This window comes from Cellulomonas phragmiteti (assembly GCF_016862775.1).
In the GTDB taxonomy this organism is placed as follows: Bacteria; Actinomycetota; Actinomycetes; order Actinomycetales; family Cellulomonadaceae; genus Cellulomonas; species Cellulomonas phragmiteti.
On record NZ_BONP01000007.1, the window covers coordinates 118,688 to 139,134 of the forward strand.

18 protein-coding genes are annotated in these 20,447 nt (G+C 74.9%); 17 read left to right on the forward strand and 1 reads right to left on the reverse strand.

Translation table 11 applies throughout. From position 1 onward, the window contains the following. The first annotated feature begins 1 nt into the window (after position 1). The 3 genes from Cph01nite_RS08010 (at position 2) to nusB (ending at position 1,682) form a co-directional block, all read left to right on the forward strand. Positions 2-433: a hypothetical protein gene (locus tag Cph01nite_RS08010; protein WP_203673031.1), complete on the forward strand. Its 432-nt coding sequence runs from the start codon at positions 2-4 to the stop codon at positions 431-433. Positions 434-700: 267 nt separating this feature from the next. Further along, positions 701-1,264, forward strand: a complete 564-nt coding sequence (gene efp / locus Cph01nite_RS08015) for an elongation factor P (RefSeq protein WP_203673033.1) — start codon at positions 701-703, stop codon at positions 1,262-1,264. Position 1,265: 1 nt separating this feature from the next. Continuing rightward, the gene (gene nusB / locus Cph01nite_RS08020) at positions 1,266-1,682 is read left to right on the forward strand and encodes a transcription antitermination factor NusB (protein WP_203673035.1); all 417 of its coding nucleotides are present in this window, start codon (positions 1,266-1,268) and stop codon (positions 1,680-1,682) included. A 36-nt stretch (positions 1,683-1,718) separates the two neighbouring features. Here the strand turns inward: nusB and Cph01nite_RS08025 are convergent, their stop codons facing one another. Beyond that, on the reverse strand, positions 1,719-4,055 hold the full coding sequence (locus tag Cph01nite_RS08025) for a putative bifunctional diguanylate cyclase/phosphodiesterase (protein ID WP_239069126.1): 2,337 nt from the start codon (positions 4,053-4,055) through the stop codon (positions 1,719-1,721). A gap of 201 nt (positions 4,056-4,256) precedes the next feature. On the opposite strand from Cph01nite_RS08025, the gene pyrR reads away from it, so the two are divergent. From pyrR to Cph01nite_RS08095, 14 genes are all read left to right on the forward strand, one after another. Then, positions 4,257-4,862, forward strand: a complete 606-nt coding sequence (gene pyrR / locus Cph01nite_RS08030; protein WP_203673039.1) for a bifunctional pyr operon transcriptional regulator/uracil phosphoribosyltransferase PyrR — start codon at positions 4,257-4,259, stop codon at positions 4,860-4,862. Continuing rightward, complete coding sequence (locus Cph01nite_RS08035; protein ID WP_203673041.1) at positions 4,859-5,911, forward strand: aspartate carbamoyltransferase catalytic subunit; 1,053 nt, start codon at positions 4,859-4,861, stop codon at positions 5,909-5,911. Before pyrR ends, Cph01nite_RS08035 begins: the two co-directional genes overlap by 4 nt. After that, positions 5,908-7,209, forward strand: coding sequence for a dihydroorotase (locus tag Cph01nite_RS08040; RefSeq protein ID WP_203673043.1), 1,302 nt, complete (start codon positions 5,908-5,910; stop codon positions 7,207-7,209). Before Cph01nite_RS08035 ends, Cph01nite_RS08040 begins: the two co-directional genes overlap by 4 nt. Beyond that, entirely contained in the window at positions 7,209-7,757 is a 549-nt protein-coding gene (locus Cph01nite_RS08045; RefSeq protein WP_203673045.1) for a PH-like domain-containing protein, read from the forward strand. The genes Cph01nite_RS08040 and Cph01nite_RS08045 overlap by 1 nt, the downstream gene beginning before the upstream one ends. After that, positions 7,754-8,980 (forward strand): glutamine-hydrolyzing carbamoyl-phosphate synthase small subunit, encoded by a 1,227-nt coding sequence (gene carA / locus Cph01nite_RS08050; protein WP_203673053.1) that lies wholly within the window; start codon positions 7,754-7,756, stop codon positions 8,978-8,980. Before Cph01nite_RS08045 ends, carA begins: the two co-directional genes overlap by 4 nt. Next, complete coding sequence (carB, locus tag Cph01nite_RS08055) at positions 8,980-12,318, forward strand: carbamoyl-phosphate synthase large subunit (RefSeq protein WP_203673055.1); 3,339 nt, start codon at positions 8,980-8,982, stop codon at positions 12,316-12,318. Before carA ends, carB begins: the two co-directional genes overlap by 1 nt. Further along, a complete protein-coding gene (pyrF, locus tag Cph01nite_RS08060) occupies positions 12,315-13,172 on the forward strand; it encodes an orotidine-5'-phosphate decarboxylase (RefSeq protein WP_275407391.1) in 858 nt (285 codons plus the stop codon). Before carB ends, pyrF begins: the two co-directional genes overlap by 4 nt. A 207-nt stretch (positions 13,173-13,379) precedes the next feature. Then, a complete protein-coding gene (locus tag Cph01nite_RS08065) occupies positions 13,380-14,249 on the forward strand; it encodes a hypothetical protein (protein ID WP_203673056.1) in 870 nt (289 codons plus the stop codon). 160 nt (positions 14,250-14,409) lie between these two features. Further along, positions 14,410-14,721, forward strand: coding sequence for an integration host factor, actinobacterial type (mihF, locus tag Cph01nite_RS08070; protein WP_013117080.1), 312 nt, complete (start codon positions 14,410-14,412; stop codon positions 14,719-14,721). Between the two features lie 105 nt (positions 14,722-14,826). Next, positions 14,827-15,393 carry a guanylate kinase gene (gmk, locus tag Cph01nite_RS08075; RefSeq protein ID WP_203673058.1) on the forward strand — a complete coding sequence of 189 codons (567 nt, stop codon included), beginning with the start codon at positions 14,827-14,829 and terminating at the stop codon, positions 15,391-15,393. Between the two features lie 136 nt (positions 15,394-15,529). Then, positions 15,530-15,796 (forward strand): DNA-directed RNA polymerase subunit omega, encoded by a 267-nt coding sequence (rpoZ, locus tag Cph01nite_RS08080; RefSeq protein ID WP_203673060.1) that lies wholly within the window; start codon positions 15,530-15,532, stop codon positions 15,794-15,796. 11 nt (positions 15,797-15,807) lie between these two features. After that, on the forward strand, positions 15,808-17,058 hold the full coding sequence (gene coaBC, locus Cph01nite_RS08085; protein WP_203673063.1) for a bifunctional phosphopantothenoylcysteine decarboxylase/phosphopantothenate--cysteine ligase CoaBC: 1,251 nt from the start codon (positions 15,808-15,810) through the stop codon (positions 17,056-17,058). Continuing rightward, positions 17,055-18,254 carry a methionine adenosyltransferase gene (metK, locus tag Cph01nite_RS08090; RefSeq protein WP_203673064.1) on the forward strand — a complete coding sequence of 400 codons (1,200 nt, stop codon included), beginning with the start codon at positions 17,055-17,057 and terminating at the stop codon, positions 18,252-18,254. Before coaBC ends, metK begins: the two co-directional genes overlap by 4 nt. A gap of 64 nt (positions 18,255-18,318) precedes the next feature. Then, the gene (locus tag Cph01nite_RS08095; RefSeq protein ID WP_203673065.1) at positions 18,319-20,442 is read left to right on the forward strand and encodes a primosomal protein N'; all 2,124 of its coding nucleotides are present in this window, start codon (positions 18,319-18,321) and stop codon (positions 20,440-20,442) included. The last annotated feature ends 5 nt before the right edge of the window (positions 20,443-20,447 follow it).

A 20,447-nucleotide genomic window follows, 5' to 3' on the forward strand; every position in this document is an offset into this window, starting at 1 on the left:
CGTGCACCCTGCCCTCGTGGCCGGCATCTGGGCCGGCGCGCTCCTCGTGTCCTCCCTCGGTGGCTGGCTCGTCACGCGTCTCGTCCTGCAGCTGGCGTCCCGCTCGCGCGACGCCGGGCGGCGACGGCCCGACCGCCACGGCCCCGTCCTGCTCGAGCCGCTGCGCATCAGCGACGGGCCGGTCGGGGAGGGCGCGCAGATCGTCCTGCGCGGCGGGACCTGGATCGGGGTGCTCGAGCGGCTCGCGGTCACGGGGAGCCTGCTGGCCGGTGTGCCGGAGGGTGTCGCCGTGGTCGTCGCGGTCAAGGGCCTGGGGCGCTACCCCGAGCTGCGGGAGAACCCCGGAGCGTCCGAGCGCTTCGTCATCGGGACGCTGGCGTCGCTCGTCTGGTCGGGCGTCGCGGGGCTCGTCGCCCTGCGCCTGCTGTCCTGACAGCACGCCCCGTCAGGCCCCGGCCGGGCGCCGCGCGAGCGGCGTGCGGGCGGCGTGCGGGCGGACGACGGCCTGGGCGCTAGGATGGTCGACGGCCTGCGGCCGGTCCGTGCACCCGGTGCACCGGCCCGGCCGGGCACAGCGAGTCGGACGCGACGGGCACCCGGTGCCCGCGGGCCGGCTCCGCGGCCGGCAGCCGTCCCGTGGGGCGCTGCGCTCCGGACGCGCCGCACGGCGCGCACCACCACCGACGGGAGAACGACGCTCGTGGCGACCACCAACGACCTGAAGAACGGCATCGTGCTGCGCATCGACGGCCAGCTCTGGACCGTCGTGGAGTTCCAGCACGTCAAGCCCGGCAAGGGAGGCGCGTTCGTCCGCACCAAGCTGAAGAACGTGCTGTCCGGCAAGGTCGTCGACCGCACGTTCAACGCGGGCATCAAGGTCGAGACCGCCAACGTCGACAAGCGCGACATGCAGTACCTGTACAAGGACGGCGACGACTTCGTGTTCATGGACACGGACACGTTCGACCAGCTCAACGTGCCCGCGGCGACCGTCGGCGACGCCGCCAACTTCATGCTCGAGTCGCAGACGGCGCTCGTCGCGACGAACGAGGGCGTGCCGCTGTACGTCGAGCTGCCGCCGTCGGTGGTGCTCGAGGTCACGTACACCGAGCCCGGCCTGCAGGGCGACCGCTCGTCGGCCGGCACCAAGCCCGCGACCCTGGAGACCGGCTACGAGATCCAGGTCCCGCTGTTCCTCGAGGCCAACACCAAGGTCAAGGTCGACACCCGTGACGGGTCGTACCTCGGCCGTGTGAACGACTGACGTGGCCGCCCGGACCAAGGCGCGCAAGCGCGCGCTCGACGTGCTGTTCGAGGCCGAGCAGCGTGGCCTCGACGTCGCCGAGCTCCTCGCGCGGCGCGTCGTGGAGCCCGGGGCCGAGACGTCGCTGCCGCAGTACTCGGTCGACATCGTCGAGGGCGTCCTCGCCCACGCCGAGCGCATCGACGAGCTGCTCGCGACGCACGCGCACGGCTGGACGGTCGACCGCATGCCCGCGGTGGACCGCGCGCTGCTGCGCCTGGGCACCTGGGAGATCCTCTGGAACGACGACGTGCCGGACGCCGTCGCCGTCGACGAGGCGGTCTCCCTGGCACGCGAGCTGTCGACCGACGAGTCGCCCGCGTTCGTCAACGGGCTGCTCGGCAGGCTCGTCGTCCTCAAGCCGACGCTGCTCGCCTGACGCCTGCGGTACGCCGCACCCGACGCCCGGGCACCCTCACAGGTGCTCGGGCGTCGTGTCGTCCAGGGGGCCGGGCACGACCCGCAGCGCCCGCGGCGCGAGCCGGGGACGACGCTCGGGCAGCCGGGTCGCCGTGCGTCGCGGGTCGCCGGTCGCCGCGACGGCCCCGGGCAGACGTGGCTGCGGCCGTGCGCCGCGTACGGGCAGGCCCGGGGCGGGCCGGCCCACGAAGTTCCCCTGCGCCTGCGGGACGCCGAGCTCCACGAGCATCTGCAGGTCCCCGGCCGACTCCACGCCCTCGGCGACGACGTCGAGGCCGTGGTGCTCGGCCAGCGCGACGATGGCGCGGACCGGCCCGGCGCCCCGAGGGGTGCGGACCTCCCGGACGAACGAGCGGTCGATCTTCAGCACGTCGACGGGCAGGCGCGCCAGGCGTGCCAGCGAGCTGAACCCGGTGCCGAAGTCGTCGAGCGCGATCCGCGCCCCCCGCGCCCGCAGCTCCGAGAGCACCGGGACGGCGGACGACGTCCGCAGCATCGTGCTCTCGGTGATCTCGATGGTCAGGTGCTCCCACGGCCCGCCGGACCAGGCCGCATCGATGCGCTCGAGCACGTCCTGCTCGTGCAGCTCGCGTGCCGAGAGGTTCACCGCGACGGGCATGTGGTGCCGGTCGAGCGCCCGCCGCGCCTGCCGGATCATCGAGCGGCCGATCGGCACGATCAGGCCGCTCTGCTCGGCGAGCGTCAGCCAGTGCTCGGGCAGGATGAAGCTGTCGCCCTCGTGCCAGCGGGCGAGCGCCTCCAGCCCCACGACCTCCAGGGTCCGGGTGTCCACGATGGGCTGGAAGTACGCGGTGATGCGGTCCTCCTCGACCGCGCGCTCGAGGGCGGTCCGCAGCCGGCGCGCGTCCTCCGCGCGTGCCCGCAGCGCCGGGTCGAAGACGCGGTGCCCGGACGCGGTGCGCTTGGCCTCGAGCATCGCGGCGTCCGCGTGCCGCAGGAGCGCGTCGGGGTCGACGACGTCGCTGGGGTTCCAGGTCGCGACGCCGCAGGTCAGCCGCGGGCCTGCGGCGGTGCCGACGCGTGCGCCGAACCCGCTGCGGATGCGGCGGGCGAGGTCGTCGAGCTCGTCGTCGGACGGGGCGCGCGAGACGACGACCGCGAACTCGTCCCCGGCGAGGCGGGCCACGTACGTGTCGTCGTCGACCCAGGTCCGCAGGAACCCGGCGGTCCGGCGCAGCAGGTCGTCACCCGCGGCGTGGCCCTCGCGGTCGTTGACGTCCTTGAAGCCGTCGATGTCGCAGTACACGACCGAGACGCGCGTCCGCTCGACCGCGGCGCGCTCGAGCACCTCGAACAGGTGCGTGTCGACGGCGCGACGGTTGGGCAGACCCGTGAGGGTGTCGGTGACGGCCGCCCGGGACAGCCTGTCCGTCAGCGTGTAGCGCTCCGCGGCGGTCGAGACCACGAGGCCGAGGTCGATGAGGAACGTCCGCTCGTGCGGTGCGAGCCGGTCCGGGTCGGCGGGGAAGAGGTCGGCCACGTACCGGTCGCGCTGCAGCGGACGCAGCGAGCCCTCGATGCTCGGGTCGCCCAGCACCTCGCGGGCCGCGTCCCGCGCCTGCAGCAGCAGGGCGTCGGCGTCGCGGTGGAACCAGGCGTTGTTGGTGACGGAGGACAGGGCGTCACGCATGAGCTCGCGCCGGCGCGCGGTCACCTGGGTGTGCCGCAGGCGCACGGTGGCCAACCACTCGAGCCCGACGGCGAGCGGCAGCGGCCACAGGCTCGCGAGCATCGCGCCGACGGGCCGCCCCGCGACGAGGATCCCGGTCGTCAGCATCGCGAGGGACGTGCCGGCGGCGGCGACGAGGAGCCAGCCCATCGCCCGCAGCCGGACGGTGCCCAGGGCCGCGACGACGTAGCCGACGGCGATCGCGAGCAGGACGAAGAGCAGGGCGACCGCGGCGGGCCGTCCGGTGGGGATCCCCGGCGCGTCGAGCGGGCCGCTCGTGAAGAACCACAGCGCCGCCCGCAGCACCAGGACGGCGACCGCGGCCGTGACCCAGGGACGCAGCCGCGGCCCGGCCCCGCCGAACGCGCGCGTCGCCGGCAGGCACAGCAGCGCGACGACGCCGACGAGCTGGCCGTGCAGGAACGACAGCGCCTCGCGCAGGTCGGGGTCGGTGGCCACGCCGTGGACGCCCGCGACGAGCACGAGGCCGGCCATGGCGAGGGACAGCGCGAGCGCCCACCCGGACCCGTCCGAGCGCAGCGCACCGCGCCACCAGACCCACTGCAGCACGCAGAAGCCGCCGACCAGGCCGGTTGCGAGGAACTGCAGGACGGTGGTCCACAGGGGGACGTCGCCGAGCATGTGGGGTACATCGGCGTCCCCCCGACCGGACATGAACGGCAACCGGGTGACTGATCACCCACCCGTCCGGGCGCCCTCACCGGGCCGGGGGTGCCGCGCGTCACGCGGTGCGGCGCGCGAGGGCGGCGCCCCGCGACGGTAGGGTGGGCGCCGAGCAACCTCCCTTTAAGCCCGTCCTGTGAGGCGGGGAAGGAGACACGCATGAGTACTGGCACACCCACGTCCGGGTCCGGCCGGCAGGGCACAGCCCCTGGCGACGGCGTCGCGGGCACCACCGTCCTCGGGGCCGAGGACGTCGCCCGGGCGCTGACCCGGATCGCCCACGAGGTCGTGGAGCGCAACAAGGGCGTCGACGACGTGGTCCTGCTGGGCATCCCGACCCGTGGGCTGCCGCTGGCGCGTCGGCTCGCGCAGCGCCTCGCGCAGGTCGAGCACGTCCCCGCCGAGCAGCTCGTCGGCAGCCTCGACGTGACGATGCACCGCGACGACCTTGCCCACCAGCCGACCCGCACGATCGGGGAGACCTACGTGCCCGGGGACGGCATCGACGGCAAGGTCGTGGTCCTCGTGGACGACGTCCTCTACTCGGGTCGCACGATCCGCGCCGCGCTCGACGCGATCAGCGACCTGGGCCGCCCCCGCGCCGTGCAGCTCGCCGTGCTGGTCGACCGCGGCCACCGCGAGCTGCCGATCCGCGCCGACTACGTCGGCAAAAACCTGCCCACGGCGACGGCCGAGCGGGTGCGCGTGCTGCTGGCCGAGACCGACGGCGAGGACCGCGTGGTCATCGAGGGCGGTGCGCGATGAGGCACCTGCTCTCGGCCGCCGACCTCGACCTGGGCGAGGCCGTCCTCGTGCTCGACACGGCCGCCCAGATGGCCGCGACGCAGGCGCGCGAGATCAAGAAGCTGCCGACGCTGCGCGGACGCACCGTGGTCAACCTCTTCTTCGAGGACTCCACCCGGACCCGCATCTCCTTCGAGACCGCGGCCAAGCGGCTGTCCGCCGACGTCATCAACTTCTCCGCCAAGGGCTCGAGCGTCTCCAAGGGCGAGTCGCTCAAGGACACGGCGCTGACGCTGCAGGCCATGGGCGCCGACGCCGTCGTCATCCGCCACCAGGCGTCGGGCGCGCCGCACACCCTGGCGCACGCCGGGTGGACGCACGGTGCGGTCGTCAACGCCGGCGACGGGATGCACCAGCACCCGACGCAGGCGCTGCTCGACGCGTACACCCTGCGCCGCCACCTCGTCGGTGACGGCGGGCGGGCGGACGCGACCGGGCGCGACCTGGCGGGCGTGCACGTGGCGATCGTCGGCGACGTGCTGCACAGCCGTGTCGCCCGCTCCAACGTGCAGCTGCTGCGGACGCTCGGGGCGCGCGTGACCCTCGTCGCACCCCCCACCCTCGTGCCCGTGGGCGTGCACGCGTGGCCGGCGGAGGTGTCCTACGACCTCGACGACGTCCTCGCGACCGGCCCGGACGCGGTGATGATGCTGCGCGTCCAGCGGGAGCGGATGTCCAGCGCCGGCGGCGGGTTCTTCCCGAGCCCGCTGGAGTACACGCGCGGGTACGGCCTGGACGCCCGCCGCCTGGCGCTGCTGCCCGACCACGCGGTGGTGCTGCACCCCGGGCCGATGAACCGCGGGCTGGAGATCTCCGCGGACGCGGCCGACTCCCCGCGCGCCGTCATCGTCGAGCAGGTGGCCAACGGCGTCGCGGTCCGGATGGCCGTGCTGTACCTCCTGCTCGCCGGCGGGGACACGACGCGCGGCCGCGACGAGGGCACGTCGCGGGCCGGGGACGGGCAGGAGCGCACGGACGTGCGCACGGACGAGACGAGGGTGCACGCGTGACGACGTATCTGCTGACCGGGGCCCGGCCGCTGGGCGGGGACCCGACCGACGTGCTCGTCGCCGACGGCGTGGTGGCCGCGCTCGGAGCCGACGCCCGGCGGGCGGGCGCACAGGTCGTGGAGGCCGACGGGCTGGTCCTGCTGCCCGGCCTCGTCGACCTGCACACCCACCTGCGCGAGCCGGGCCGCGAGGACGCCGAGACCGTGGAGTCCGGGACGCGCGCCGCGGCGCTCGGCGGCTTCACCGCGGTGCACGCCATGGCGAACACGACGCCGACGCAGGACACCGCGGGGGTCGTGGAGCAGGTGTGGCGGCTGGGCCGGGACGCCGGGTGGTGCGACGTGCACCCCGTCGGCGCGGTGACGGTGGGCCTGGAGGGGGAGCGGCTGGCGGAGCTGTCGGCGATGGCGCGGTCCGCCGCCGCGGTGCGCGTCTTCTCCGACGACGGCAAGTGCGTGCACGACCCGGTCGTCATGCGTCGCGCGCTGGAGTACGTCAAGGCGTTCGACGGCGTGGTGGCGCAGCACGCGCAGGAGCCGCGTCTGACCGAGGGCGCGCAGATGCACGAGGGCGTCGTGTCAGCCGAGCTCGGGCTCACCGGCTGGCCGGCCGTCGCGGAGGAGGCCGTCGTCGCGCGTGACGTCCTGCTCGCGGAGCACGTCGGCTCGCGCCTGCACGTCCTGCACCTGTCGACCGCCGGCTCGGTCGACATCGTGCGGTGGGCCAAGGCCCGCGGCATCGCCGTGACCGCCGAGGCCACGCCGCACCACCTGGCGCTCACCGACGACCTGGTGCGCGGGTACGACCCGCGCTTCAAGGTGAACCCGCCCCTGCGGACCGCCGAGGACGTCGAGGCCGTGCGCCAGGGCCTCGCCGACGGCACGATCGACGTCGTGGGGACCGACCACGCCCCGCACCCGCGCGAGGACAAGGACTGCGAGTGGGGCGCGGCCGCTTTCGGCATGACGGGCCTGGAGACCGCGCTGTCGGTGGTCCAGGAGGTCATGGTCGACACGGGTCGGCTGACGTGGGCCGACGTCGCGCGGGTCATGTCGACGGCACCGGCGCACATCGGTCGGCTGACCGGCCAGGGGCGGCCCATCGCGGTCGGTGAGCCCGCGAACCTCACACTCGTGGACCCGGCCGCCCGCCGCGTCGTCGTCCCCGAGGAGCAGGCCACCGCCAGCGTCAACTCGCCGTTCGCGGGCCGCGAGCTGCCCGGACGCGTGGTCGCGACCTTCCTGCGCGGCCGTGCGACGGTGCTCGACGGCGCGCTCGTCGAGGGGACGCACCGCTGATGCCCGTCTGGCTCTCCGTCATCGTCCTCGTCGGCCTCGCGGTGCTCGGGCTGTGGGGCATGTGGCACGGGTGGCAGTCGCGCGCCCGGCGCACGTCCGCCCTCGTCCCGACCCTGCCGGAGGTGCCGACGGCCCTCGGCGAGTCGCGCTCCGACGCGGTCGAGGGCGTCTACGTGTCCTCGACCCGTGCGGGCGACTGGCTGGACCGGGTCGTGGCCCACGACCTGGGGGTCCGCAGCCCGGCGCGCGTCCGGGTCCACGCGGACGGCGTGCACGTCGCCCGCACGGGCGCACGCGACGTCTGGGTGCCGGCCGGCACGCTGCGGGCCGTCGGCACGTCCAGCGGACAGGCCGGCAAGTTCGTCGGCCGCGACGAGCTCGTCGTCCTCACCTGGGTGCCCGACCCGACCACGGGCACCGCCCTCGACACCGCGCTGCAGGTCCGCCACGACGACGCGCGCCCCGCGCTGCTCGCCGCCGCGCGCGCCCTGCTGGCAGCGCCCACCGACACCGACACCGCGCCCCCGGCGCAGGAGGAGCAGTCATGAGCGACGCGATCCTCGTCCTCGAGGACGGCCGCACGTTCGCCGGACGGGCCTACGGGGCCACCGGACGGACCGTCGGCGAGATCGTCTTCAACACCGGGATGACCGGCTACCAGGAGACGCTGACCGACCCGTCGTACCACCGGCAGATCGTCGTGATGACGGCACCGCACATCGGCAACACGGGCGTCAACGACGAGGACACCGAGTCGCGCCGCATCTGGGTCGCGGGCTACGTGGTGCGGGACCCCGCACGGCGCCCGTCGAGCTGGCGGTCGCGCCGCTCGCTCGACGACGAGCTCGCCGCCGAGGGGGTCGTCGGCATCAGCGGCATCGACACGCGCGCGCTGACGCGGCACCTGCGCGAGCGCGGTGTGATGCGTGCCGGCATCTTCTCCGGTGACGCGATCGTGCGGGCCGAGGGGGAGCGTCGGCCGGTCGACGAGCTCGTCGACGAGGTGCTGGCGGCCCCGCCGATGGCCGGTGCCGACCTCGCCGGGGAGGTCAGCGTCGACACCGCGTACGTCGTGGCCGCGCTCGACGCGGACGGCGCCCCGCGGGACGAGCCGCTCGCCCGGGTGGCGGCCGTCGACCTGGGCATCAAGTCCATGACGCCGCAGCGGCTGGCGGAACGCGGCGTCGAGGTGCACGTGCTGCCCGCGGCGTCCTCGATCCAGGACGTGCTCGCGGTGCAGCCGGACGGGGTCTTCTTCTCCAACGGACCCGGCGACCCGTCCGCGGCCCGCCACGAGATCGACGTGCTGCGCGGCGTCCTGGACCGGCGGATCCCGTTCTTCGGCATCTGCTACGGCAACCAGCTCTTCGGCCGCGCCCTGGGGTTCGGGACCTACAAGCTGCGCTACGGCCACCGTGGGGTGAACCAGCCAGTCATGGACCGCACCACCGGCAAGGTCGAGATCACGGCGCACAACCACGGCTTCGCGGTCGACGCCCCGCTCGACGCCGAGACGGTCGCGCCGTTCGACGGCGGCCGGTACGGGCGGGTCCGGGTCTCGCACGTCGACCTCAACGACGACGTGGTCGAGGGCCTGGAAGCGCTCGACCTGCCGGCGTTCTCCGTGCAGTACCACCCGGAGGCGGCGGCGGGCCCGCACGACGCCGCGTACCTGTTCGACCGGTTTCTCGACCTCATGACCACGCACCGCGACCGCGACGGGGCCGCCCCGGCCCCGGACGCCGCCACGACCTCGAAGGACGCCGTCTGATGCCCCGTCGCGACGACCTGAAGTCCGTCCTCGTCATCGGCTCCGGCCCGATCGTCATCGGGCAGGCCTGCGAGTTCGACTACTCCGGCACCCAGGCGTGCCGGGTGCTCAAGGAGGAGGGCCTGCGCGTCGTCCTCGTCAACTCCAACCCGGCCACGATCATGACCGACCCCGAGTTCGCCGACGCGACGTACGTCGAGCCGATCACGACCGAGGTCCTGACCACGATCATCGCCAAGGAGCGCCCGGACGCGATCCTGCCGACGCTGGGTGGCCAGACGGCGCTCAACGCGGCGATCGCGCTCGACGAGGCGGGCGTGCTGGCGGAGTACGACGTCGAGCTCATCGGCGCCAACATCCCGGCGATCCAGAAGGGTGAGGACCGGCAGGCGTTCAAGGACGTCGTCGCGGTCGCCGGCGGCGAGTCGGCCCGCTCGATGATCATCCACACGGTGGACGAGGCGCTGGTCGCCGCCGAGGACCTCGGGTACCCGATGGTCGTGCGGCCGTCGTTCACCATGGGTGGCCTGGGCTCGGGGCTCGCGTACGACGAGGCGGACCTGCGCCGGATCGTCGGGCAGGGGCTGCACTACTCGCCGACCACGGAGGTGCTCCTGGAGGAGTCGATCCTGGGGTGGAAGGAGTACGAGCTCGAGCTCATGCGCGACAAGCACGACAACGTCGTGGTCGTCTGCTCGATCGAGAACGTCGACCCCGTCGGCGTGCACACCGGCGACTCGATCACCGTGGCCCCGGCGCTCACGCTGACGGACCGCGAGTACCAGCGGCTGCGCGACATCAGCATCGCCGTGATCCGCGAGGTCGGCGTCGACACCGGTGGCTGCAACATCCAGTTCGCGGTGCACCCGGACACCGGTCGCATCATCGTCATCGAGATGAACCCGCGCGTGTCGCGGTCCTCGGCGCTGGCCTCGAAGGCGACGGGATTCCCGATCGCCAAGATCGCGGCCAAGCTCGCGATCGGGTACACGCTCGACGAGATCCCCAACGACATCACGCGCTCGACCCCGGCGTCGTTCGAGCCGACGCTCGACTACGTGGTCGTCAAGGTCCCGCGGTTCGCGTTCGAGAAGTTCCCGGCCGCGGACGACACGCTGACGACGACCATGAAGTCGGTCGGCGAGGCGATGGCGATGGGGCGCAGCTTCACCGAGGCGCTCGGCAAGGCCATGCGGTCGATCGACAAGACGGGCTCGACGTTCCACTGGGACGGCGAGCCGGCGACGGGGGAGGAGCTCGACGCGCTGGTCGCCTCGATCTCGCGCCCGACCGAGGGGCGGCTCATCGACGTGCAGCAGGTGCTGCGCGCGGGCGTCCCGGTCGACGAGGTGTACGCGCGCACGGGCATCGACCCGTGGTTCCTCGACCAGGTGCAGCTGGTCAACGAGGTCGCGCAGGCGACGGCCGAGGCGCCGGCGCTGACGGCCGACGTGCTGAGGCACGCGAAGCGGCACGGTCTGTCGGACGTGCAGGTCGCGTCGCTGCGGCAGACCAGCGAGGACGCCGTGCGGCGCACGCGCTGGGCGCTGGGCGTGCGCCCCGTCTACAAGACGGTCGACACGTGCGCGGCGGAGTTCGCCGCGCGCACGCCGTACCACTACTCCGCGTACGACGAGGAGTCCGAGGTCCAGCCGCGTGAGCGTCCGGCGATCCTCATCCTGGGCTCGGGGCCGAACCGTATCGGCCAGGGCATCGAGTTCGACTACTCGTGCGTGCACGCCGCCCTCGCGCTCAAGGGCGAGTACGAGACCGTGATGGTCAACTGCAACCCGGAGACCGTCTCGACCGACTACGACACGTCGGACCGCCTGTACTTCGAGCCGCTGACCTTCGAGGACGTCCTCGAGGTGTACGAGGCCGAGCTCGCGGTCGGCCCGGTGGCCGGTCTGATCGTGACGCTGGGGGGCCAGACGCCGCTGTCGCTGGCCCAGCGGCTGTCCGACGCGGGTCTGCCGATCCTGGGGACCCAGCCGGAGGCGATCGACGCGGCCGAGGACCGTGCCGAGTTCGGCGAGGTCCTCGCGGCGGCAGGGCTCCCGGCCCCCGCGTTCGGCACCGCCACGAACCTCGAGGCGGCGCGCGAGACGGCGCGCAGGATCGGCTTCCCCGTCCTCGTCCGGCCCTCGTACGTGCTCGGCGGGCGCGGCATGGAGATCGTCTACGACGAGGCGCAGCTCACCGAGTACGTCGACCGGGCGATCCTCGAGCAGCTGGGCGGCGACCGTGGGGGCAGCCTGCCCCCGCTGCTCATCGACCGGTTCCTCGACGACGCGATCGAGATCGACGTCGACGCGCTCTACGACGGCACCGAGCTGTACCTCGGAGGGGTCATGGAGCACATCGAGGAGGCGGGCGTGCACTCCGGCGACTCGGCCTGCGTGCTGCCGCCCGTGACGCTGTCCGTCGCCGAGCTCACGCGCATCCGGGAGTCGACGGAGGCGATCGCGCGCGGGGTCGGCGTCCGAGGGCTGCTCAACATCCAGTTCGCCCTCGTGTCCGACGTGCTCTACGTCCTGGAGGCCAACCCGCGGGCCTCGCGCACCGCGCCGTTCGTGTCGAAGGCCACGGGCGTGTCCCTGGCCAAGGCTGCCGCGCTCGTCATGACGGGCCGCACGATCGCCCAGCTGCGGGCCGACGGGCTGCTGCCGGCCACCGACGCGAGCGTCGTCGACCTCGACGCGCCGATCGCGGTGAAGGAGGCGGTGCTGCCCTTCAAGCGGTTCCGGACCGCGGACGGCACGGTCGTCGACACCGTCCTGGGCCCGGAGATGCGCTCGACGGGCGAGGTCATGGGCTTCGACGTCGACTTCCCGACGGCGTTCGCGAAGTCCCAGGAGGCGGCGTTCGGCGGGCTGCCCACGGGTGGCCGCGTGTTCATCTCGGTGGCGGACCGCGACAAGCGGTCGATCGTGTTCCCGGTCAAGCGGCTGGTGGAGCTCGGGTTCGAGATCCTGGCGACCGAGGGCACGTCGGCCGTGCTGCGGCGCAGCGGCATCGTCTCGCGGATCGTCCGCAAGCACTCGGCGGGGCGTGGCCCCGGCGGCGAGCCCACGGTCGTCGACCTCATCTCGGCCGGGGAGATCGACATGGTCGTCAACACGCCGTCGGGCCAGGGCGCACGGGCCGACGGGTACGAGATCCGCGCCGCCACGACGGCCGCGGACAAGGCGATCGTCACGACGGTGCAGCAGCTCGGCGCCGCGGTGCAGGCGATCGAGGCACGGCAGGCCGGTCCGTTCACCGTGACGAGCCTGCAGGAGCACGACATCGCGGCCGCCGCCCGCCGCGCGCGCCGCGACGCCGAGGTGGTGGCGTGACGGAGAGCCGGGTGCGGCCCTTCGGTGAGCGGCTCGTCGAGGCGATGGACGCGCACGGGCCGTTGTGCGTCGGCATCGACCCGCACGCCGCGCTGCTGGCCGACTGGGGGCTGCCCGACGACGCGGCCGGGGTCCGCGAGTTCGCGCTGCGCGTCATGGAGGCCGTGGGGGGCAGGGTGGCCGCGGTCAAGCCGCAGGCCGCCTTCTTCGAGCGCCACGGCTCCCGTGGTGTCGCGGCCCTCGAGGAGGTGGTCGCGGCCGGTCGCGCCGCTGGGACGCTCGTCGTCGTCGACGCCAAGCGCGGGGACATCGGCTCGACGATGGGCGCCTACGCGGACGCGTTCCTCGCCGACGGGTCGCCGCTCGCCGGCGATGCGCTGACCGTCTCGCCGTACCTGGGCTTCGGGTCGCTCGACCCGGCCGTCGAGCTCGCGCGCGCCACGGGGCGGGGGCTGTTCGTCCTGTGCCTGACGTCCAACCCGGAGGGCCCCGAGGTGCAGCACGCGCGCACGGCCGACGGCGTGAGCGTCGCGGCAGCGGTGGCGTCGCGTGCGGCCCTGCTGAACACCGGTGCGACGCCGATGGGGTCGGTCGGCCTGGTCGTCGGTGCGACCGTCGGGGACACGGCCCGGCGTGCCGACGTCGACCTGGCCGCCGTCAACGGTCCGCTGCTGGCGCCCGGGGTCGGGGCACAGGGGGCCGGCCCGGCGGAGCTGGCGCGGGTCTTCGGTGGAGCCCGCCGCCAGGTCCTCGCGTCCTCGAGCAGGGGAGTGCTGCGCGCCGGCCCTGACGTGCAGCCGCTGCGCACGGCGGCGCTGCGGGCGAGCGCGGAGGCTGCCGCAGCGCTGCGCTGACATCGCCGGTCGCCGGGCGGGCGCGCGCGGAACGCCACCCAGCCGAGCGCGAGCGGTGCCCGTCGTGAGGACCAGGGTGATAACGGAACCTAGCGCTGCCAGCAGCGCCGGAGCAGGGAAGGCAGCGCCGCCTGCGGCGGCGGGCCTCGACCAGCACAGGCCCCGAGCCCGGGCAGCGGTGTCGGTGGGACTCGCTACCGTGCCCACGTGACACGCGACGCGACGGTGGCCCACGCCGTGGGGCGCTACCTGGGCGCGCTCGAGGACCGCCATCCCAGCACGGCGCGCGCCCACCGCTGGGCGTTGACGGACCTCGCGCGGGTGCTGGGGGAGGAGCCGCTCCCACGCGTCCTGGCGGGCGAGCCGCTCGGTCTGTGGCTCACGGCACCCACCGGCGCGGGGCGCGAGCCGTCGCCCGCCACCGTCCGCCAGCGCGCGACGGCGGCGCGCGCGCTCGTCCGGTTCGCCCTCGACGAGCGTCTCGTCGGCCCGGGCGCCGCGGACGACGCGCTGGAGGTCCTGCGGCGGCCTGCGACACCGCCGGTCGTGCGTGACACCGCACCGGCGCGCGTCCTCGTCGCCCGCGCCCTGGGCCGCCGTCCGCACGGCGTGTCCCACCACGTGTGGATCCGGTTCCGTGCGCACGTCCTGACGCTGGCCGACACCGGCGCGCACGAGCGCGACCTCGGTCGGGCGTGCGTCACCGACCTCGCCGACGACCGCGCGGGACTGGTCCTGCAGGGGACCCGCCACGCCGTGGGGGAGACGACCCGGCACGCGATGACGGCCTGGCTCGCGTCGCGCGCCGAGCTCGTCGCCACGCTCCAGGGCACACCGCCGCCCCAGCTGTGGGTGCGGGCGCACCCGTCGGTGCACCCCCGCACGGGTGCGGTGGCGGCGGTCGGCATGCCGATCACCGCGCGCGGCCTGCGCAAGGCCTTCCAGGACGTCGTCGCGGCTCTGGTCGACGGTGACCCGCGCCTGGCCCGCTGCACGGTGGCGCACGTCCGGGCTCTCGCGCACGGTGCCGGCACAGTGCGTCCGACCGCGCCGACGGTCGCTCCCGACAGCCCGTAGCGGACCCGCTCACGGGCCCCGGGAGGGGCGTCGGCGCAGGTCCCGCGGCGACACGCGGGCCGTCCGCGTTGCCGAGCGGCAGGAGCATCGCTAGTTTCGTGTCAGGTCCCGCGCATTCGGTGACCAGATTCTCCGGCCCAGTGACGAGAAGGTGAAGCGCGTGGCTCTTCCTCCGCTGACTCCCGAACAACGAGCCGCCGCGCTCGAGAAGGCTGCCGCGGCGCGGCAGGCCCGCGCCGAGGTGAAGAACCGCCTCAAGTACTCGCAGGGGTCCCTGTCCGAGGTGATCGAGCAGGGCCAGCAGGACGAGACGATCGGCAAGCTCAAGGTCGCCGCCCTGCTCGAGTCCCTTCCCGGTGTGGGGAAGGTCAAGGCCCGTGCGATCATGTCCGAGATCGGCATCTCGGAGACGCGCCGGGTGCGTGGCCTCGGCCCGCACCAGGTCAAGGCGCTCGTCGACCGGTTCGGCTGAGCGACCCGTGAGCCCACGGCGCCCCGCCCGGACCCGGGCGGGGCGCCGGCGCGTGTCCGGGACCGACCGGACGCCACGTCCCTGATCTGGAGCGGTGCACCACCCATGACGACGCAGCCGGCACGGCTCACCGTGCTCGCCGGACCGACCGCCGTGGGCAAGGGGACGGTCTCGGCCGACATCCGCGCCCGCTACCCGCAGGTCTGGCTCTCCGTGTCGATGACGACGCGGGCCCCACGACCTGGTGAGGTCGACGGGCTGCACTACCACTTCGTGTCGTCCGAGCGGTTCGACGAGATGGCCGAGCGCGGCGAGCTGCTGGAGTGGGCGGTGGTCCACGGCCGCAACCGCTACGGGACCCCCCGCGGGCCCGTGGTCGAGCGGCTGGCGGCGGGCGAGCCCGCCCTGCTGGAGATCGACCTGCAGGGTGCACGCCAGGTCCGCGCGTCGATGCCGGACGCGCGCTTCGTGTTCCTGGCACCGCCGTCGTGGGACGAGCTGGTCCGTCGCCTCGTCGGCCGGGGGACCGAGGGCGCGGAGGAGCGCGAGCGCCGGCTCGCGACGGCGCGCGTCGAGCTCGCCGCCGAGGCCGAGTTCGACCACGTGGTCGTCAACGACGACGTCCACCGTGCGACGGACGAGCTGGTCCGGCTCATGGGGATCGTCGTCTGACGCGCGCACCCGGCCGCACGTGGCGACCGGGTACGATGGTGGCCGACTGCGCCGCTCGCCGCCCGAGCTCGACCACGGGCACGCGACCGCGGCGCCTGCGCACCCGCACCACTCTCCGACAGGACGGGAGTCCTCCGTGTCCGGAACCATCGCCGCCCCCACGGGCATCACCGACCCGCCGATCGACCGCCTCCTCGAGCGCGCCGACTCGAAGTACGCACTCGTGCTGTTCTCGGCGAAGCGTGCCCGGCAGATCAACGCCTACTACGCCCAGCTCAACGAGGGCCTCCTGGAGTACGTCGGCCCGCTGGTCGAGACGCGCCCGCAGGAGAAGCCGCTGTCGATCGCGATGCGCGAGATCGACGCAGGACTGCTCACGTCCGAGCCGGTCGAGGAGGCCTGAGCCTGCGCACGATGCGCATCGTCCTCGGTGTCGCGGGCGGCATCGCCGCCTACAAGTCGGTCCTGCTGCTGCGGCTGCTGCGCGAGCAGGGCCACGCCGTCCGTGTCGTCCCGACGCGCGCGTCCCTGGAGTTCGTGGGGCGCGCGACGTGGGAGGCGATCTCGGGTGAGCCGGTGACGACCGACGTCTTCGAGGACGTCGACCAGGTGGCGCACGTCGCCGTGGGCAAGAGCGCCGACCTGGTCGTGGTGGCCCCCGCCACGGCGGACCTGCTGGCCCGGGCGGCCGCCGGGCGTGCCGACGACCTCCTCACCGCCACGCTGCTCGTGGCGCGGTGCCCGGTGCTCCTGGCGCCCGCCATGCACACCGAGATGTGGGAGCACCCGGCGACCGTCGCGAACGTGGCGACGCTGCGCGCCCGCGGCGTCCACGTCCTGGAGCCCGCGACCGGCCGGCTGACCGGGACCGACTCCGGTCCCGGCCGGTTGCCCGAGCCCGAGCAGATCGCCGAGGCTGCGCTGGGTCTCGTCCGGCCCCCGCACGGCTCCGACCTCGGCGGACGTCGCGTGGTGGTCTCGGCGGGCGGCACGCGCGAGCCCCTCGACCCGGTGCGGTTCCTGGGGAACCGGTCCTCGGGGCGTCAGGGTGTCGCGCTCGCACGGTCCGCGGCCGAGCGGGGCGCGGCCGTGACGCTCGTCGCCGCGAACGTCGCCCCCGACGTCCTCGCCGGCGTCGGCAGCGGCGTCGAGGTCGTCCACGTCGAGACGGGTGAGGAGCTGCGCGCGTCGGTGCGCGCGGCCGCGCTGGAGGCCGACGTCGTCGTGATGGCCGCCGCCGTCGCGGACTACCGCCCGGCGTCGGTCGCCCCGACCAAGATCAAGAAGTCCGGCGAGGTGCCGACGATCGAGCTCGTCGAGACGACCGACGTCCTGCGCGAGCTCGTCGCCGACCCCCCGCGCCCGGGCCAGCTCGTCGTCGGCTTCGCCGCCGAGACCGGCGACACCACCGGCTCCGTGCTCGACCACGCGAGGACCAAGGCGCGCCGCAAGGGTGCCGACCTCCTCGTGGTCAACCCGGTGGGCGACGGCCGCGGCTTCGGGACGACGACCAACGAGATCACGGTGCTGGACCGCACCGGTGACGTCGTCGCGACGGCGGCCGGGACCAAGGCCGAGGTCGCGCACGCGGTGTGGGACGCGGTCGTCGCCGTGGCGGATGGCCGTCCGAGCGGGCCCGGCGGCGCCGCTACGATGCCCGCATGACCTCGACGCCTCTCCGCCTGTTCACCTCGGAGTCCGTGACAGAGGGCCACCCGGACAAGATCTGCGACCAGATCTCCGACGCGATCCTCGACGCCATCCTCGAGCAGGACACGACCGCGCGCGTGGCGGTGGAGACCATGGTCACCACCGGTCTCGTGCACGTGGCCGGTGAGGTGACGACGACCGCGTACGTCGAGATCCCGCAGATCGTGCGCGAGGTGGTCCGCGGGATCGGCTACACCTCGTCGCTCATCGGCTTCGACGGCGACTCCTGCGGGGTCTCGGTGTCGATCGGGCAGCAGTCCCCGGACATCGCCGCCGGCGTGGACAAGGCCATCGAGGTGCGCCAGGACGACCGGGACCTCGACCCGCTGGACCTGCAGGGCGCCGGGGACCAGGGGCTGATGTTCGGCTACGCCAGCGACGAGACGCCGTCGCTCCTGCCGCTGCCGATCTGGCTCGCGCACCGCCTGGCCGAGCGCCTCGCCCAGGTCCGCAAGGACGGCACCCTCGCGGGCCTGCGCCCCGACGGCAAGACGCAGGTGACTGTCGGCTACGACGGTGACCGCCCCGTCTCCCTCGACACGGTGGTGCTCTCGACGCAGCACGAGCCCGACCTGGCCGAGGCCACGCTCGCCGCCCAGGTGGCCGAGCTCGTCGTGGCGCCCGTGCTCGCGCAGGCCGACCTCGACACGGCGGGGCACCGCCTCCTCGTGAACCCGACCGGCCAGTTCGTCATCGGCGGGCCGCAGGGCGACGCCGGGCTGACCGGCCGCAAGATCATCGTCGACACCTACGGCGGCATGGCCCGCCACGGCGGGGGCGCCTTCTCGGGCAAGGACCCGTCCAAGGTGGACCGCTCCGCCGCGTACGCGATGCGGTGGGTCGCCAAGAACGTCGTCGCCGCGGGCCTGGCACGCCGGTGCGAGGTGCAGGTCGCCTACGCGATCGGCAAGGCGCACCCCGTCGGCCTGTACGTCGAGACCTTCGGGACGGGCACCGTCCCGGACGACCGGCTCACGTCGGCGATCCGCGAGGTGTTCGACCTGCGCCCCGCCGCGATCATCCGCGACCTGGACCTGCTGCGACCGCTGTACCGCCGGACCGCGGCGTACGGGCACTTCGGTCGCGAGCTGCCCGAGTTCACCTGGGAGCGCACCGACCGCACGGCCGACCTGCTGTCGGCCGTCGGCTGACGTCGCACGGCCTGCGCACGGACGGCGGCCGGGCGCGCCGGCGGCGTCCGCGCTCCGTGGTGGGATGGGCGACGTGACCGGCGCGCCCCCACCTGAGCAGCCCGCGCTGGCGGGGCTCGAGGTGCCGGCGGCCCGCCGCCGCCGGGTGGCGGCCCCGCCCGGACCGGCCGCGCACCTGCCGGTCGCGCGGGTCTGCATCGACCTCGCGCCGCCGCACCTCGACCGCCCGTTCGAGTACCTCGTCCCGGAGAACCTCGACGAGTCCGCCCGGCCCGGTGTGCGGGTCAAGGTGAGGTTCGCGGGGCAGGACGTCGACGGGTGGCTGCTCGAGCGCGTCGCCGACGCCGAGCACGCCGGACGCCTGCTCCCGCTGCGGCGGGTCGTGTCGCTCGAGCCGGTCGTCCCACCGCAGGTCGTGCGGCTGGCACGTGCCGTCGCCGACCGCTGGGCGGGGACCCTCGCGGACGTCCTGCGCCTCGCGGTCCCGCCGCGGCACGCGCGCGTCGAGGGGGAGGCCCCGGCGGCCCCCGCCGCCGAGCCGGACCCCGGGCACCGGCCCGACGCTGCGCCGACGTCCGGCCGCGCCGGCGCACCCGCCTGGGAGGCGTACCGCGGCGGCCCCGCGTTCCTGCGGCACGTGCTGTCGGGCGGTGCACCGCGCGCCGTGTGGAACGCGTTGCCGGGCACGGGGGACCAGCGGTGGGCGGCCGCCCTCGCCCAGGCGGTCGCCGTCTGCCTGCTCGGGGGCCGCGGCGCCCTCGTCGTGGTGCCCGACGGGCGCGACGTGGACCGGGTGTGTGCCGCGCTGCGCGAGATCGGCCTCGACGCCGTCGCCGACGGGGGCACGGTCGCGCGGCTCGTCGCCGAGGACGGCCCCGCGGCCCGCTACCGGGCGTTCCTCGCCGTCCTGCGCGGTCACGCGCGGGTGGTGGTCGGGACCCGGGCCTCGGCGTTCGCCCCCGTCGCGGACCTCGGCCTCGTCGTGTGCTGGGACGACGGCGACCAGCAGCACGCCGAGCCGCGCGCGCCGTACCCCCACGTCCGTGACGTGCTCGCGCTGCGGTCCGAGCTGGAGGGCGCCGCCTGGCTCGTCGGCGGCCACGCGCGCACGGTGGAGGCGCAGCAGCGCGTCGTGACCGGGTGGGCGCACGAGGTGACGGCGGACCGTGCGGTCGTCCGCGCCCGCACGGCGCGGGTGCGGGCGCTCACGAGCGTCGAGCTGGCGCGCGAGGGCCCGGCGGCGGCCGCGCGCCTGCCGGCTCCCGCGTGGCGTGCGCTGCGCGACGCACTCGCGGCCGGGCCCGTCCTCGTCCAGGTGCCCCGGGCGGGCTACGTGCCCGTCGTGGCCTGCGCGCGCTGCCGCACGCCCGCCCGCTGCGACGCGTGCCACGGCCCGCTGGGCCTGACCCGGGGGGACGGTCCGCCGTCCTGCGGCTGGTGCGGCAGGCTGGCGAGCGCCTGGCGGTGCGGCGAGTGCGGCGCGGCCGCCCTGCGCTCGATGCGGGTGGGCTCCGAGCGGACCGCCGAGGAGCTGGGCAGGGCGTTCCCGGGCGTGACCGTCCGCGTCTCCGGCGCCCGTGCCGCGGGCGGCGTCCTGGCCGACGTGCCGGACCGCCCCGCGCTCGTCGTCGCGACCCCGGGTGCCGAGCCGTCCGCACCGTCGGGCTACGCCGCCGCCGTGCTGCTCGACGCCGCGGTCGCCAGCGCGGGGGAGCGGCTCGGCGCCGAGGTGGACGCGCTGCGGCGGTGGCTCGCCGCGGCGTCGCTGGTCCGCGCCGCGGCCGACGGCGGGCAGGTCCTGCTCGTCGGCGACGGTGCGGCACGGCCCACCCAGGCCCTCGTGCGGTGGGACCCCGCCGGTCTGGCCGGGCGTGAGCTCGACGAGCGTGCGGAGCTGCGCCTGCCGCCCGCCGTGCGCGTCGCGGCGATCACCGGGACGCGCGACGCGGTGGCCGCGGTCGTGGCGCGCGTCGACGTGCCGGTCGTCGAGGTGCTCGGCCCCGTGCCGCTGCCCCCGGACGACCGCCAGGGCGGGGCCCTCGAGCCGGAGGTGCGCACCCTGCTGCGGGTGCCGCCGGCCGGTGGGGCCGCGCTGGCGCGGTCGGTGGCGGCCTCCGTCGCGATCCGCAGCGCCCGCCGCGAGGGCGGAACCGTGCGTGTGCAGGTGGACCCGCCCGACCTGCTGTGACCGCG